The 15,705-nt window shown below is 59.5% G+C and carries 17 protein-coding genes; 6 read left to right on the top strand and 11 right to left on the bottom strand.

What is annotated here, in order from left to right; all coding sequences use genetic code 11:
• Positions 1-192: 192 nt before the first annotated feature.
• Positions 193-2,247, bottom strand: coding sequence for a leucine-rich repeat domain-containing protein (locus LIS66_RS01645; RefSeq protein WP_227973478.1), 2,055 nt, complete (start codon positions 2,245-2,247; stop codon positions 193-195).
• A gap of 190 nt (positions 2,248-2,437) precedes the next feature.
• The gene (locus LIS66_RS01640) at positions 2,438-2,878 is read right to left on the bottom strand and encodes a hypothetical protein (protein ID WP_227973477.1); all 441 of its coding nucleotides are present in this window, start codon (positions 2,876-2,878) and stop codon (positions 2,438-2,440) included.
• On the opposite strand from LIS66_RS01640, the gene trmL reads away from it, so the two are divergent.
• Entirely contained in the window at positions 2,877-3,332 is a 456-nt protein-coding gene (gene trmL / locus LIS66_RS01635; RefSeq protein ID WP_065615411.1) for a tRNA (uridine(34)/cytosine(34)/5-carboxymethylaminomethyluridine(34)-2'-O)-methyltransferase TrmL, read from the top strand. The genes LIS66_RS01640 and trmL overlap by 2 nt on opposite strands.
• A gap of 123 nt (positions 3,333-3,455) precedes the next feature.
• On the opposite strand, the gene secB is transcribed toward trmL, so the two are convergent.
• From secB to LIS66_RS01620, 3 genes are read right to left on the bottom strand one after another with little or no spacing between them, the layout of a single operon-like run.
• Entirely contained in the window at positions 3,456-3,941 is a 486-nt protein-coding gene (gene secB / locus LIS66_RS01630; RefSeq protein WP_016772114.1) for a protein-export chaperone SecB, read from the bottom strand.
• Positions 3,942-3,998: 57 nt separating this feature from the next.
• A complete protein-coding gene (gene grxC / locus LIS66_RS01625) occupies positions 3,999-4,253 on the bottom strand; it encodes a glutaredoxin 3 (RefSeq protein ID WP_042608645.1) in 255 nt (84 codons plus the stop codon).
• A gap of 1 nt (position 4,254) precedes the next feature.
• Entirely contained in the window at positions 4,255-4,668 is a 414-nt protein-coding gene (locus LIS66_RS01620; protein ID WP_016772116.1) for a rhodanese-like domain-containing protein, read from the bottom strand.
• Positions 4,669-4,821: 153 nt separating this feature from the next.
• Between LIS66_RS01620 and gpmI the strand changes: the two genes are divergently transcribed.
• From gpmI to LIS66_RS01595, 5 genes are all read left to right on the top strand, one after another.
• A complete protein-coding gene (gene gpmI / locus LIS66_RS01615; RefSeq protein ID WP_227973476.1) occupies positions 4,822-6,351 on the top strand; it encodes a 2,3-bisphosphoglycerate-independent phosphoglycerate mutase in 1,530 nt (509 codons plus the stop codon).
• Positions 6,352-6,581: 230 nt separating this feature from the next.
• Positions 6,582-7,868: a murein hydrolase activator EnvC family protein gene (locus tag LIS66_RS01610; RefSeq protein WP_083354001.1), complete on the top strand. Its 1,287-nt coding sequence runs from the start codon at positions 6,582-6,584 to the stop codon at positions 7,866-7,868.
• 31 nt (positions 7,869-7,899) lie between these two features.
• Positions 7,900-9,219, top strand: coding sequence for a S41 family peptidase (locus tag LIS66_RS01605; protein WP_042608642.1), 1,320 nt, complete (start codon positions 7,900-7,902; stop codon positions 9,217-9,219).
• Positions 9,220-9,221: 2 nt separating this feature from the next.
• A complete protein-coding gene (locus tag LIS66_RS01600) occupies positions 9,222-9,998 on the top strand; it encodes a divergent polysaccharide deacetylase family protein (protein WP_042608641.1) in 777 nt (258 codons plus the stop codon).
• Positions 9,999-10,116: 118 nt separating this feature from the next.
• Positions 10,117-11,490 carry a Vps62-related protein gene (locus LIS66_RS01595; protein ID WP_227973475.1) on the top strand — a complete coding sequence of 458 codons (1,374 nt, stop codon included), beginning with the start codon at positions 10,117-10,119 and terminating at the stop codon, positions 11,488-11,490.
• Here the strand turns inward: LIS66_RS01595 and LIS66_RS01590 are convergent.
• From LIS66_RS01590 to hisB, 6 genes are all read right to left on the bottom strand, one after another.
• Positions 11,471-12,226: a substrate-binding periplasmic protein gene (locus LIS66_RS01590; RefSeq protein WP_042608639.1), complete on the bottom strand. Its 756-nt coding sequence runs from the start codon at positions 12,224-12,226 to the stop codon at positions 11,471-11,473. The two genes, LIS66_RS01595 and LIS66_RS01590, sit on opposite strands and share 20 nt — an antisense overlap.
• A gap of 73 nt (positions 12,227-12,299) precedes the next feature.
• A complete protein-coding gene (gene hisF, locus LIS66_RS01585) occupies positions 12,300-13,070 on the bottom strand; it encodes an imidazole glycerol phosphate synthase subunit HisF (RefSeq protein ID WP_007897430.1) in 771 nt (256 codons plus the stop codon).
• A gap of 100 nt (positions 13,071-13,170) precedes the next feature.
• A complete protein-coding gene (gene hisA / locus LIS66_RS01580) occupies positions 13,171-13,911 on the bottom strand; it encodes a 1-(5-phosphoribosyl)-5-[(5-phosphoribosylamino)methylideneamino]imidazole-4-carboxamide isomerase (protein WP_227973474.1) in 741 nt (246 codons plus the stop codon).
• 103 nt (positions 13,912-14,014) lie between these two features.
• Complete coding sequence (locus LIS66_RS01575) at positions 14,015-14,275, bottom strand: DUF2164 domain-containing protein (RefSeq protein ID WP_042608637.1); 261 nt, start codon at positions 14,273-14,275, stop codon at positions 14,015-14,017.
• A complete protein-coding gene (hisH, locus tag LIS66_RS01570) occupies positions 14,276-14,914 on the bottom strand; it encodes an imidazole glycerol phosphate synthase subunit HisH (RefSeq protein ID WP_042608636.1) in 639 nt (212 codons plus the stop codon).
• The gene (hisB, locus tag LIS66_RS01565; RefSeq protein ID WP_016772125.1) at positions 14,914-15,507 is read right to left on the bottom strand and encodes an imidazoleglycerol-phosphate dehydratase HisB; all 594 of its coding nucleotides are present in this window, start codon (positions 15,505-15,507) and stop codon (positions 14,914-14,916) included. Before hisB ends, hisH begins: the two co-directional genes overlap by 1 nt.
• Between the last annotated feature and the right edge of the window lie 198 nt (positions 15,508-15,705).

The raw sequence follows: 15,705 nt of genomic DNA, 5'->3' as shown, positions 1-15,705 counted from the left end.
GGGCCTGGGAGCGGAGCGTCCGCGTCAGCCGGTCGGGTCGGGCTGATCGATGCATCTACTTTCACGGGGGCGCTGCCACCGGTAGGTGGTTTTATTGGCATGTTTTTCGTCCTTGAAAAAGTCGCCCCTGGCATTCGTGCAAGGGACGAAAGTTTTGGCATCCTGCCGATATCCATGAAACGCCGTTATTGTTTATTGCTCGTCGAAACCGATTGCCGGATCAAGCCTCGGACGCTTGGGCAAATGATGCAGAGGCGGATTTTGCCGCCCCGAGTCATATTCCCGGATCTCGGCTTCCAGCCTGTCCAGCATTTTTCCTGGGCTGGTTTCATGGAGCAAAATGTCGTCGAGCCGTGCCTGCTCGCCAGCGCCGCGCCCACGGTAGATTTTCAGGAACCACCAGACGCGCCGTTGCGTTAGCGGATGCTCGACATGAAATTCGGGTGTACGACTCAATCTCCGGATCGCGTCCAGCAGGCCGGGCCGAGAACCGAAGGTGTCCCAGAGCTCCAATTTTTCAGTTAATTCTTTCCCCGGCGGCACATTGCGCAGCCAAAGGTTTGCCGAGCGATCATTACTTTCAACTCCCAGCCAGATATCGGTGCCTGTTTTGATACGTGCATGTATCAGCCGGCGGAGCGAAGCCGGATCCGTTATTGGATTGCCGATGAGATTGAAGCCGGCTCTGAGTTCAACGGATTCGGGAATCGACGTAATGCGGTTGTTCGCCAGGTTCAACACTTTCGCGGGAATCTCGCTGGTGATGCCCTCCGGGAAACTGTCCAACCTTGCATTGGAAAGATCCAGCTCCTGTAGTGCAGTCATTGCTTTGAGTGATGGTGCGACCGACAGCGCATTGTCACCAAGTCTCAATACTTCCAGTCTTGACCGCGCGTTATCTGCACCAAGCCCGCCAGGGAGACGGTTTATTCCGGTTCCTGTCAGATCCAGCACACGCAATTCGGTCATCCGGGTAATGTCAGGCGCCACCAGCAAAGAATTATTCTTATGCAGGTCAAGCACCTGTAAGCGCGAAGGACTGGGCAACCCGGCCACCACGCCAGCAAGATCTGCCATGCCATATGTGTTCCCAAGCCTCAACACTTGCAATTGGGTCATGCCGCTCACCGAAAACCGTGCGGGAAAGTTGCAATCCTGCAGGCTCAGCACTCGTAAACGGGACAGGCCGTTCAATAGCGTCGCAAAGCGCGAATTTATCTCGAGTCGTGATTGAAGTATCTGAAACTGATAACGCCCAGCAGCGTTGTTCCAGGCATGTAGCCCGGTGGCAAACTGCGCGCTTGTTACCGTCAGGCTTTCAATGTTGGGAAACTGCGCAAAAAACACCTCAGGATTCAGCCGCGCATTTCCTCTTAAAGAAAGCTCGACGACTGCTTTGAATTTCAATGAATGCAGCCTCTCGACTGGCCAGAGCATGAGATTCATATCCAGCTTGTACCCCGACAGCTGCCCATCACGATAGACCCGCAGATCAGGCTGACCTTGCCACTTGTACAACTGGCGTAACGTGCCCCACATGTCAATCGCCGCCTGTTTTTCACTACCCCAGGCCTCGCGAGACTGAAAGTGCGGGAACCAGACGTTTTCGCTGCCCAGTTGCGCAAGCCCAAGCTGAATCCGCTTGAGCTCAAGCTCCGCTACGTCCTTGTCATCGTACCGGGCGATAAAATCATCCGCGTGTTGATCGCTCATTTCCGGAAGATAACTTCGGACCTGCGCTCGGGTGGCTGGCTCAACGACCGTACGCGGGTACCAAAAACCGCTAGCGGCATCACGCAGCATTACCGGGCCTGGAAGCAGATCGCTTGGCCGCCGGGCTCGATGCAGTCCCGTCTCCGGATCCACGGCGACAAGCACAAATTCGCCATCGGCCACTTCAGCGTAGGTGCGCTTCTTGAATACCGTTAAACCTTCACTGTTGACTTCTGGAAGAATTGCCCGGGCATTGATTACGTAATCGTCCAGCGCCGGTCCAGGCGCAAGCAAACGCGTTTCAACAGGGGCCGCGTGAATAATGACCGCCGGGGTCGTGCCAGCGGCATCTGCGTCAACAGCGCTGGACGAACCCGGGCGCGGCCGCAGGTCATCGAGGGAGAGTCCTGAACCAAAATCTCTACGGCCCGATGGGCCGGGGAGCGGTGTGCCCACCTCGGCCGGTCGGGTCGGGCTGGTCGATGCATCCACTTTCACGGGGGTGCTGCCACCGGTAGGTGGTTTTACTGGCATGTTGTTCATCCTTGAAAAGGTCGCCCCTGGCAGTCGTGCAAGGGGCGAAGGCTTTCGGCATCCTGCCGGTTTGAAGAGGATCGCACGATAGCGTGTGCAAGCATTTCAAGGAGAGTGGAAAACCAGACAGGCGCAGTGGGAAACGACGTCAGGAAGCGTAGGGGTCTCGAGGAGGACGGCAGGATTTCAATCAGTTCGTTTGCAAACGAATCTCCAGCCGCCAGCGGTCATCGGCCTCACTGCCGAGCCAATTGCCCTGCAGCGGCCGCGCTGCCAGTACCGTCAACAATAACCCACCGTCACTTTTACGAACGCGCCAGTTGACGTCCTTGCCATTGAGCTTGAGCTGGCCTTTCTGCGCCGGACCTTCGGCCTGAAACAACAACGCCACCGTGCCATCGATGATCTCACCGTGCAGCTTCGGCTCGTTGTTGAACCAAACCACCAAACCGCTATCGGTCACTTCTACCTGCTGCAACACGCTCGGATCCGGCGTCGTCAGGCGGCCGATCATCAAACCGATCATCAACCCGACAATCGCCAGCGAACCGATGACTCGCGGGAATAGTTTCGAACGGTTGTCCACAGGCGGCGTAGAATGCCGCTCATCTTTACCTTCGGAGCCGTGCATGTTTCACGTCATCCTTTTTCAACCAGAAATTCCGCCGAATACCGGCAACGTTATCAGGCTGTGCGCCAACAGCGGCTGCCACCTGCATTTGATCGAACCGCTGGGCTTCGAGATGGACGACAAGCGCTTGCGCCGCGCCGGTCTCGACTACCACGAATATGCCACGCTGCAACGTCATGCAGACCTGGCCAGTTGCCTGGAAAGCCTGGGCAACCCGCGATTGTTCGCGTTTACCACCAAGGGTTCGCGGCCTTTCCATGATGCCGCATTCGTGCCCGGCGATGCGTTTCTGTTCGGCCCGGAAAGTCGTGGGCTGCCGGCGGATGTGCTCGACGCCCTGCCTGCCGACCAGCGCCTGCGCCTGCCGATGCGCGAAGGCTGCCGCAGCCTGAACCTGTCCAACACCGTGGCGGTCGCCGTGTACGAAGCGTGGCGCCAGAACGATTTCAAGTAACGCCATAAAACAAATGTGGGAGCGAGCCTGCTCGCGATTACGGCGTGTCAGGCAACATTGATGTGTCTGACAGACCGCTTTCGCGAGCAGGCTCGCTCCCACATGGGGTGTCGCTGAACCGTCTTACTGAACGGTCGGCGTCTCGCCGCTTTCCTGCATGCGCTGCAGCTCTTGCGCGTACAGAGCATCGAAGTTGACCGGGGCCAGCATCAGCGCCGGGAACGAACCACGGGTGACCAGGCTGTCCAGGGTTTCGCGGGCGTACGGGAACAGGATGTTCGGGCAGAACGCACCGAGGGTGTGGCTCATCGAAGCCGCGTCGAGGTTCTTGATCAGGAAAATACCGGCCTGCTGCACTTCAGCAATGAACGCTACTTCTTCACCGTTCTTCACGGTCACCGACAGGGTCAGCACCACTTCGTAGAAGTCGCCTTCCAGTGCTTTCTGACGCGTGTTCAGGTCCAGACCGACCGCCGGATCCCACTGCTGGCGAAAGATTGCCGGGCTTTTCGGGGCTTCGAAGGACAGGTCGCGTACGTAGATGCGCTGCAAGGAGAATTGCGGTGCGGTTTCTTCTTCGCTGGCTGCAGTGTTCTGTTGGTCAGTCATCTCAGATCCTTATCGATCTTGGGTCTTTTAGGGAGTGCTGTACGTGGGTGCAGCCGTTCAGGCCTTGAGCAGCGCGTCGAGCTTGCCGGCGCGCTCCAAAGCATACAAATCATCACAACCGCCGATGTGCTTTGCGCCGATCCAGATCTGCGGCACGGACGTGCGCCCGGCTTTCTGGGTCATTTCGGCACGCAGCTGCGGCTTGCCATCGACCTTGATCTCTTCGAAGGCCACACCTTTGCTGGCGAGCAGGTGCTTGGCGCGCGAGCAGTAAGGGCAGTAGTCGCTGGAGTAGACGATGACTTTGTTCATGTCATTTCACCAGCGGCAGGTTGTCGCCCTTCCAGCTGGAAATCCCGCCGGACAGTTTGGCGGCGGTGAAGCCGGATTTCATCAGCTCGCGGGCGTGGGTGCCGGCGGTCTGACCGAGGGCATCGACCAGAATGATGGTCTTGGCCTTGTGCTTTTCCAGCTCGCCGACGCGGGCCGCCAGTTTGTCTTGAGGGATGTTCACCGCGCCAACGATGTGGCCAGCGGCATAATCCTTGGCCGGACGGATGTCCACCACCACGCCTGCATCTTTATTGACCAGTGCGGTCAGCTCGCCGGTGCTCAGGCTTTTACCGCCGCCCTGCATCGTGTGTGCCAGCAACAGAGCCAGCAGTACGACGAAGATACCGACAAGAATGTAGTGGTTAGTGGCAAATTCAATCAGGTGAGCAACCATCGAAGGAGGTTCCAGGGCGTTAAAATGTCGGCCAGTATACACAGCCACTATGGTCGGCCAAACCCCGTCCGGCGGTGACGCGGTCGGAACTTCGCTTTAAACTCCAACTCCGTTTTCCATCGCCCTCTTCTTTATCAGCCACGAGTGGATTCCATGACGACTACGCCCAAACCTTTGGTCCTGATGATTCTCGACGGCTTCGGTCACAGCGACAGCCCCGAATCCAATGCCGTGTTCGCGGCGAAGAAACCTGTGCTGGATCGTCTGTGGGCTACCGTGCCGAACGGCTTGATCTCGGGCAGTGGCATGGACGTCGGTCTGCCGGACGGGCAGATGGGCAACTCCGAAGTCGGCCACATGAACCTCGGCGCCGGGCGCGTGGTGTATCAGGACTTCACCCGTGTGACCAAAGCGATCCGCGACGGCGAGTTCTTCGAGAACCCGACTATCTGCGCCGCTGTGGATAAAGCCGTAGCCGCCGGCAAAGCCGTGCACTTCATGGGCCTGCTGTCCGATGGCGGCGTGCACAGCCACCAGGACCATCTGATCGCCATGGCCGAACTCGCCTTCAAGCGCGGCGCGGAAAAAATCTACCTGCATGCCTTCCTTGATGGTCGTGACACACCGCCAAAAAGCGCTGCTTCGTCGATCGAACTGCTCGACGCGACTTTCCAGGCACTCGGCAAGGGCCGTATCGCCAGCATCATCGGCCGCTACTTCGCCATGGACCGTGACAACCGTTGGGACCGTGTCGCTCAGGCCTACAACCTGATCGTCGACGGCAACGGCGAGTTCAACGCCGCCACCGCTCAGGAAGGCCTCGAAGCCGCCTATGCCCGTGGCGAAAGCGACGAATTCGTCAAAGCCACTTCCATCGGCGAGCCGGTGAAGGTCGAAGACGGCGATGCCGTGGTGTTCATGAACTTCCGTGCCGACCGCGCCCGCGAGCTGACCCGGGTGTTCGTCGAAGACGATTTCAAGGAATTCGAGCGCGCCCGTCAGCCGAAGCTGGCCGGTTTCGTCATGCTGACCCAGTACGCTGCCAGCATTCCGGCACCATCGGCCTTCGCCGCCGGCAGCCTGGAAAACGTTCTCGGCGATTACCTGGCGAAAAACGGCAAGACCCAACTGCGCATCGCCGAAACCGAGAAATACGCCCACGTGACCTTCTTCTTCTCCGGCGGTCGCGAAGAACCGTTCCCGGGCGAAGAGCGCATCCTGATCCCGTCGCCGAAAGTCGCTACTTACGATTTGCAGCCGGAAATGAGCGCGCCTGAAGTCACCGACCGCATCGTCGACGCTATCGAAAATGAGCGTTACGACGTGATTATCGTCAACTACGCCAACGGCGACATGGTCGGCCACAGCGGTGTGTTCGACGCCGCGGTGAAAGCGGTCGAGTGCCTGGACACCTGCGTCGGTCGCATCGTTGAAGCGCTGGAAAAAGTCGGCGGCGAAGCCTTGATCACTGCCGACCACGGCAACGTCGAAAAAATGGCCGATGAAGAAACCCACCAAGCGCACACCGCGCATACCACCGAGCCGGTGCCGTTCATCTATGTCGGCAAACGCAACCTGAAGGTGCGCGAAGGCGGCGTGCTGGCGGACGTGGCACCGACCATGCTGATGCTGCTGGGTCTGGAAAAACCGGCGGAGATGACCGGGACTTCGATCCTCGTCTGACCAGAATCCAGAAAACACCGCAAAACCCTGTAGGAGTGAGCCTGCTCGCGATAGCCATCTGACAGTCAATTCCTCTGTTGAATGTGAGTACGTCATCGCGAGCAGGCTCACTCCTACACTGGTTTGCGGTGTTTTCCTGTCCAGTTATCACACAGCCCCAATTGGGCGTTTTTTTTGCAGCCTCGGGCGGGCATACTAGGCCGTCCCTTACCCTGGTGCCGCCCGCCCCTATGCTTCGCGTCCTGATCGCCCTTGCTCTGACCTGTCTGCTCCAGCCGGCCTTCGCCGACGAGCGCGCGCAAACCCAACAGCAGTTGGACGCCACGCGTCAGGATATTGCCGAGTTGAAGAAGCTCCTGGGCAAGCTGCAGGAAGAAAAGTCCGGCGTGCAGAAGGAGCTCAAGGGCACTGAAACCGAGATGGGCAAGCTGCAGAAACAGGTCGATGCGCTGCAGAAAGAACTGCAGAAAAGCGAATCCGAGCTGCAGCGGCTCGATGCAGAGAAAAAAAAACTCCAGAGCGCGCGCACTGAACAGCAGCGACTGATCGCCATTCAGGCCCGAGCGGCCTATCAGAACGGTCGCCAGGAATACCTCAAGCTGCTGCTCAACCAGCAGAATCCCGAGAAATTCGCCCGCACCCTCACCTATTACGACTACCTGAGCCAGGCACGCCTGGAGCAGTTGAAGAACTTCAACGAAACCCTGCGCCAACTGGCCAATGTCGAAAAAGACATCGGTCTGCAGCAGGCGCAGTTGCTGGTACAGAAAAGCGACCTCGACACCCAGCGCGAAGCACTCGAAAAAGTCCGCAAGGAGCGTCAGCAGGTTCTCGCCAGACTCAATGACGACGTGAAGGCCCGCGACCAGAAACTGGCCGCCCGCGAGCAGGATCAGGCAGACCTGTCTAAAGTCCTTAAAACCATTGAAGAAACCCTCGCCCGTCAGGCTCGTGAGGCAGAAGAAGCGCGGCAGAAAGCGCTGATCGCCCAGCAGGAAGCGGAAAAAAAGCGTTTGCGTGAGGCGCAGGCTGAAAACAGCGACGCCCCACGAAAACCCGTCAGATCAAGCCCCGGCGCGCTGGTATCGAGCAGCGGCGAAACGTTTGGCGGGCCTTTTGGCGCAACCCGGGGAAAACTTCCGTGGCCGGTTGATGGTCGATTACTCGCACGCTTCGGTGAAAGCCGCGGCGACGATGCCCGCACCAAGTGGGATGGCGTGATGATCAGCGCCTCCGCCGGCAGCCAGGTGCATGCCGTACATGGTGGGCGCGTGGTGTTTGCCGACTGGCTGCGCGGTGCCGGGTTGCTGGTGATCCTCGATCACGGCAACGGTTTTCTGAGTCTTTACGGTCACAACCAGACGCTGCTCAAGTCGGCGGGTGATGTGGTCAAGGCTGGCGAGTCGATTTCCACTGTCGGTAACAGTGGCGGTCAGGACACGCCAGCGCTGTATTTCGCAATTCGTCAGCAGGGTCACCCGAGTGATCCGGCGCAATGGTGTCGTGCGCAAGGATAAGCACGTTACCTAATTCAGGAGTTCGTTCGACATGCTGCATTTGTCCCGCCTTACCTCGCTGGCCCTGACGATCGCCCTGGTGATCGGCGCGCCTCTGGCGTTCGCCGCGCAACCGGCCCCGACCGTCGCTCCGGCAGGCACTGCCGCGACCGCCAAGGCGCCGTTGCCGCTGGAAGAGTTGCGCACCTTCGCCGAGGTCATGGACCGGATCAAAGCCGCGTACGTCGAACCTGTGGACGACAAGACCCTGCTGGAAAACGCGATCAAGGGCATGCTCAGCAACCTCGATCCGCACTCGGCCTACCTTGGCCCGGAAGACTTCACCGAACTGCAGGAAAGCACCAGCGGTGAGTTCGGCGGCCTGGGCATCGAAGTCGGTGCTGAAGACGGCTTCATCAAGGTCGTCTCGCCAATCGATGACACCCCGGCATCCAAGGCCGGCATTCAGGCCGGTGACTTCATCGTCAAGATCAACGGCCAGCCAACCCGCGGCCAGACCATGACCGAAGCCGTCGACAAGATGCGCGGCAAGATCGGCCAGAAAATCACCCTGACTCTGGTTCGCGACGGCGGCACGCCATTCGACGTGACCCTGGCGCGTGCGGTGATTCAGGTGAAGAGCGTCAAGGCGCAGTTGCTGGAATCGGGCTACGGCTACATCCGCATTACCCAGTTCCAGGTCAAGACCGGCGAAGAAGTCTCCAAGGCGCTGGCCAAGCTGCGCAAGGACAACGGCAAGAAGCTCAACGGCATCATTCTCGACCTGCGCAACAACCCGGGCGGCGTGCTGCAATCGGCGGTTGAAGTGGTCGACCATTTCATCACCAAGGGCCTGATCGTCTACACCAAGGGGCGCATCGCCAATTCCGAGCTGCGCTTCTCCGCCACCGGCAAGGATGAAAGCGAAGCGGTACCGATGGTGGTGCTGATCAACGGTGGCAGCGCCTCGGCTTCGGAAATCGTCGCCGGCGCCCTGCAGGACCAGAAACGCGCCGTGGTCATGGGCACCACCAGCTTCGGCAAGGGCTCGGTGCAAACCGTTCTGCCGCTGAACAATGATCGCGCGCTGAAGATCACCACCGCGCTGTACTTCACGCCCAATGGCCGCTCGATTCAGGCCCAGGGCATCGTCCCGGACATTGAAGTGCGCCGCGCGAAGATCACCAACGAAGCCGACAGCGAGTACTTCAAGGAAGCGGACCTGCAAGGTCACCTGGGCAACGGCAACGGCGGCGCCGACAAGCCGAGTGGTTCGGCTGGCAAGGCCAAAGCGATGCCGCAGGATGACGATTACCAGTTGGCCCAGGCCCTGAGCCTGCTCAAAGGCCTGAGCATCACCTCCGGCCGTTGAGGATGTTGCTGCGTTCACTTTGCATTCTGTTGTGCTGTCTGGCGGGTTTTGCGCAAGCAGAGCCCGCCAGCTCCTCGCCGCACAAAGCCTACCTGACGCTGATCATCGACGACCTGGGGCAGAACCTGCCTCGGGATCGTCGCGTGCTCGCCTTGCCCGGTCCGGTCACAGCGGCGATCATGCCCGATACCCCGCACGCCACCGAGTTTGCGCGCGAAGCCCATCGCGCCGGGAAGATCGTCATTCTGCACATGCCGATGGATCCGGCCACCGGCCCCTACGCCTGGCACCCCGAACTGCCCATCGAAGAACTGCAGAAACGTCTGAATGCCGCGTTCGAAAAAGTCCCGTTCACCGCCGGCATCAATAACCACATGGGCAGCCGCATGACCGCGCAACCGGTGGCGATGGCGTGGTTGATGGGTGAGTTGCAGCGTCGTCACAAATTCTTCGTTGACAGCCGCACCAGTGCGCAGACCGTGGCGGCGCAGCAGGCGCAGAAGATCGATCTGGCCAGCGTTTCCCGAGATGTGTTTCTCGATGACGAGCGCACCGAAGCGGCCATTGCCACCCAGCTACAGACCGCGATCGCCTTGGCGCACAAACAGGGTTCGGCGGTGATGATCGGCCATCCGTACCCGCAGACCCTGGCGGTACTGGAGCGCGAGTTGCCCAAGCTCAAAGCGCAGGGCATCGACTGGATCGATATCCGGCAGATGATCAGCGTACGCAGCAACCGCGCTATGGCCGGCCATGGCAAGGACGGCGTCTACCGGTAAAACCCTGTGACGCTGGCACATACATAGTTACCACCCGATAACCGTCCCCGTCTCCGATAGTGCGACCTGCAACAGGTCGCGACGCCCTTGCGTCGCCTTACAACTATCAGGAATTGCAATGCCTACTCATGAGACTGCCGCTTTGCCAACCGGGCAAATGCAACCCATCCGAAACGACAACTTGCTGATCAGCTTCACGACGGAGTTTCTGCGCATCTGGGACACCGTTGGCTCCCGAGTGAAACCGGCGGCCTTCTGGCGGCCCACGCCACCAGCCGATGTGCTGCCGGGTTATTTCCCGTTGGGCGACGTGGCGATTGATGACCATGACAACATTAATGACAGGCATGCGGTGGCCGTGGTTTGCGAAGCGGCGACACCCAGTGCAGACCCCGCAAAAGGCAGCGCGTTGCGCCGGCCTGACGACTACGAACTGATCTGGCAAGACACAGGTTCAGGTTCGAAAAAGGACGGGGCGATCTGGCGACCCATTCCTCCGCAAGGGTACGTAGCGCTCGGTTCGGTTTGCTCCGACGGTCACGGAAAGCCTTCCTTGAATGCTGTCCGTTGCGTCCGTGCCGACCTCTTGATTGCTTCTGGCCTCAACGTACCGGTGTGGACAGACAAGGGCAGTGGGGCCCGACAAAGCATCAGCACGTGGAGTGCCATTCCGCCTTCGGCGCCTGCGGATGAAATCCATCTGGCGCCAGGCACCTTCGTCGGCGTCAACGGTTATTCCAAACCCGCCAATTTCAACCTTTATTCCCTGCGTATCCCGATTGTGATTGACGTCAATGCGCGCCCCGCCGCGCCAGTCCTTGTCGATGTAACACCAGCCACCCTGCAGGCGCCCGAGCAACCTGCTTACAGCGCTCGACTGCCATGGTTCATCGTAAAAGACCCACAGCTCACCCGACGCCAACAGTTCCATCAGTCACCTGAGTATCTGCTTCAGCGCACGGATCACTATCAGCTCGTTGGCCATTGCCACAACACGGAAAACAACAACAAGACTGTGCGCTGGGTCGCACCCCGCCTGCAGCAAAACAACCGACTGCGCCTGTTCAGCAATGCCACTTTGATCGAGTTCGGCGCACAGTGGCAAAGCAACCTGTCGCAACCCTTTCTGTTTTCGGCGCGGTTGAACAATGACTTTACCCACTGTGAAACACACTCGAACGAATGGCTCAACCCGGCACCCATCGATGTCGCGGCTATCGTCGCCGGCAACAGCTCGATGGCGGTGTATCTGACTCAAAGTGACTATAAGCTGCTTCGCGCGGACGGCACACAGATCGGCAGCACCGTCAGCTACACCGATGGCAGGAACCTGCACTTCAGCGTGTACACACCACCGCAACCGAACGCGACAGACCTGCCTGCTGAGGCCTCGCACACGCAAAGCGCGACAGTCGATCACGAAGCGGATAACGAAGTCGCAGCGTTGCCGGCAAGCACAGAGTTGCCAGTGGTTACAGATAGCGTCCCATGATCTCGTCGACAACACCGTCCTTGCGCATCTGATCAAGCGCAGCCTGCAACCTGGCAACGACTGTATCCGGCACATCCTTGTTCAGCGCCAGGTACAACTCGGCGCTGTTGAAGCGCAGCACAGTCTTCAGGCCAGTCACGCCATCCTGCCGGGCCAGATAACGGCCGGCAGGATCACCCGTGGCCCACAGATCGATCTGGCCGTTGAGCAGTTTCTTCGCATTGTCCTGATCGCGCAGCACCACCACCGGCTTGAGGCCTTGCTTGGTCAGCGTCTCGGCAATCGCGTCGCCCTTGTAGGCACCGATCTTGTATTTGCGTGCATCGTTGAGGGTTTCAAGGGTGATCTTGCTGTCAGCCTTGGCCAGCAGGATCCAGTCATCGGGACCGATCGGTCCGACCCATTTGAACAGTCTTTCGCGATCGGGCAGGCGCGCCATGACGAAGGCCCCATAACCGGGATTTTCCAGCGCGAGTTTGTAGACACGCTCCCAAGGGAAACGCAGGGTCAGACTGTACGTTAGGCCGGCGCGCTGGAACATCTCGCGAACGATGTCGGTGGCAATGCCGTTGATGTTTTCGCCCTGAGCGAAATTCTTGCCGTTCTTCGCCATGTTGTACGGCGGGAAGTTTTCGGTGAGCAGCACCAGATCGGTGTCGGGACTGTTTTGCGCCCGGGCATTGCTGATGAACAACAATGAGGCGCTGGCGAGAACAACAAGCAGGCGTTTGATCATGTCGGGCTACCGGAATCCATGGCGTGCCCAAGAGTGCCTTGGGCGCGCCATGCTGTCCACTGGCCTGTACGCTTTAGCGCATGACGATGCCGCGATGCGCCATGTAGGCCTTGGCTTCCTGCACGGTGTATTCGCCGAAGTGGAAAATACTCGCTGCCAGTACCGCGCTGGCGTGCCCTTCGAGGATGCCATCGGCCAGATGCTGCAAGTTGCCGACACCGCCGGAAGCGATCACCGGAATGCCCAGCGCATCGCTGATGGCGCGGGTAACGCCGAGATCGAAGCCGTTTTTCATGCCGTCCTGATCCATGCTGGTCAGGAGGATTTCGCCGGCACCGAGGCCTTCCATTTTCTTCGCCCACTCGACTGCATCGAGGCCGGTCGGCTTGCGCCCGCCGTGGGTGAAGATCTCCCAGCGCGGGGTTTCGCCCGGGCCGGAAACCTTCTTGGCGTCAATGGCGACGACGATGCACTGCGAGCCGAAATGCTGCGCGGCTTCACCTACGAACTCCGGGTTGAACACGGCAGCGGTGTTGATCGACACCTTGTCCGCGCCAGCATTGAGCAGGTTGCGGATGTCCTGCACGGTGCGCACGCCACCGCCGACGGTCAGCGGAATGAACACCTGGCTGGCCATGCGCTCGACGGTATGCAGCGTGGTGTCGCGGCCATCGACGCTGGCGGTGATGTCGAGAAAGGTAATTTCGTCGGCACCCTGCTCGTCGTAGCGACGGGCGATTTCCACCGGGTCACCGGCGTCACGGATGTTCTCGAACTTCACACCTTTGACGACCCGGCCGTTGTCCACGTCCAGGCAAGGGATGATGCGTTTGGCTAACGCCATAAGACTTAATCTCCGATTAAGAAGCTTCAAGCTTCAAGCTGCAAGAAAGGGCGGATTGCGGTCGCGCTTCTAACTTGCAGCTCGCAGCTTGAAGCTGCTTTTATCTGGTCGCGTAGCTATCGCAGAAAGCCTGGGCTTCTGCCACATCCAGCGTGCCCTCATAAATCGCGCGACCCGTGATCGCGCCGATGATGCCCGGCGCCTTGGCGTCGAGCAGCGACTTGATGTCACCCAGATTGTGGATGCCGCCGGAAGCGATCACCGGAATCTTCGTCGCAGCGGCCAGAGCAGCGGTGAACGGTACGTTGCAGCCCTGCATCATGCCGTCTTTGGCGATGTCGGTATAAACAATCGACGACACGCCGTCGGCTTCGAACTGCCTGGCCAGATCGATCACCTGTACGGTGCTGATTTCAGCCCAGCCATCGGTGGCGACGAAACCGTCTTTGGCATCCAGACCGACGATGATCTTGCCCGGAAAGGCGCGGCAGGCCTCAGCAACGAACGCCGGATCCTTTACGGCTTTGGTGCCGATGATCACGAAGCTCACGCCGGCCTTGACGTAATGCTCAATGGTTTCCAGCGAGCGGATGCCGCCACCGATCTGGATCGGCAGGGTCGGGTAGCGCTTGGCGATCGCGGTGACCACTTCGCCGTTGACCGGCTGGCCCTCGAACGCGCCGTTGAGGTCGACCAGATGCAGACGGCGGCAACCGCCCTCCACCCACTTGGCAGCCATGCTCACCGGGTCATCGGAGAACACCGTGGAATCTTCCATGCGGCCCTGGCGCAGACGTACGCAGGCACCGTCTTTGAGATCGATAGCGGGGATAATCAGCATGCTTTTTCCTTCGTCAAAAGAGCGGCAAGCTGCAAGCCATAAGCTGCAAGCGCGCACGCGCGTCTATCTCTTGCAGCTCGCAGCTTGACGCTTGCCGCTGCTCTTAATTTTTTTCGAGCGCCCACAGGTCGCTTTCGATGCTTTCAAACCGCTCCTTGAGGTGGGTCTGCACATCGAAAATCGCCCTGTTGTAATAGTGCGGAGCAATTTCGCGGGTAAACAGCTCAAGAATTTCCGCCGCTTCGAACGAACCCAGGTCCAGTTCGAAACGGTCTTCCATGAACCGCTGAATCTTGCGATTGGCCTCGCTCTCCTGCTCGGGAGTGAGGGTCAGGATCGGCGGTTTGGACTTCTTGCCAGCCATTTACCAGCGACCGTCCCATGCGGCGAAGTTCTGCAGCAATTGCAGGCCGTGGGTATGGCTCTTCTCCGGGTGGAACTGCACGGCGAAGCGCGAGCCATCGGCCAGCGCTGCGGCGAAATCGACACCGTAATGACCGCTGCCCACCACCTGCCGCCCATTGGCGGCGGCGATGTAGTAGCTGTGCACGAAGTAGAAACGCGCCAGATCCGGGATGTCGTGCCACAGCGGGTGACTGATATTCTGCTTCACCTCATTCCAGCCCATGTGCGGGACCTTCAGGTGCTCGCCGTCTTCGTGCAGGTCCTTGCCGAAGAACTTCACCGCGCCCGGGAACAGGCCGATGCAGTCAACGCCATCATTCTCTTCGCTGCTGTCGAGCAAGGCTTGCATGCCGACGCAGATGCCGAGGAATGGCCGATCCTGGCTGACCTCACGGACCAGCGAATCGAAGCCGAGCCGACGGATCTCCGCCATGCAATCGCGAATCGCGCCAACGCCGGGGAATACCACGCGGTCGGCTTCACGAATCACGTTCGCATCGCTGGTGATCAGCACCTTGCCGGCGCCGACGTGCTCCAGCGCCTTGGCCACTGAGTGCAGGTTGCCCATGCCGTAGTCGATAACTGCAACCGTCTGCATTACAGCACGCCTTTGGTCGATGGCATTTGCCCGGCCATGCGTTCGTCCAGCTCGACGGCCATGCGCAGCGCGCGGCCGAATGCCTTGAACACGGTTTCGATCTGGTGGTGAGTGTTGGTGCCGCGCAGGTTGTCGATGTGCACACTGACCAGCGCGTGGTTGACGAAGCCCTGGAAGAATTCCTGGAACAGGTCAACGTCGAAGCCACCGACGGTGGCGCGGGTGTACGGCACGTGCATCTGCAGGCCCGGGCGACCGGAGAAATCGATCACCACGCGCGACAGCGCTTCATCGAGCGGCACGTAGGCATGGCCGTAGCGACGGATGCCTTTCTTGTCGCCGATGGCTTTGGCGAAGGCCTGGCCGAGGGTGATACCGACGTCTTCCACCGTATGGTGGTCGTCGATATGCAGATCGCCCTTGCATTCGATATCCAGATCGATCAACCCGTGACGGGCGATCTGATCCAGCATGTGCTCAAGAAAAGGAACGCCGATATCGAATCGGGCCTTTCCGGTGCCATCAAGGTTGATCGAGGCTTTGATCTGGGTTTCCAGAGTGTCGCGCTCGACAGACGCCTTACGTTCGGCCATCACCAGCTCCGCAAAATCATTGGGCGAAAAAGGCAGCCATTATAGGCACGCGAGGCGCAAACAGAAACACGAGAGGAGAGATGCCTGACGGATAGAACGCCCGGCTGTCGCGGGTAGACATGTCCATACAAGCCATTACAGACACGCCAAAAACAACTGTAGGAGTGAGCCTGCTCGCGATGAGGACCTGGCAATCAA

Origin of the sequence: Pseudomonas sp. HN2, assembly GCF_020736465.1 — a bacterium.
Classification (GTDB): domain Bacteria; phylum Pseudomonadota; class Gammaproteobacteria; order Pseudomonadales; family Pseudomonadaceae; genus Aquipseudomonas; species Aquipseudomonas moraviensis_A.
Note: the sequence above shows the minus strand (reverse complement) of the source record. Positions and strands in the feature narration are given on the sequence as shown.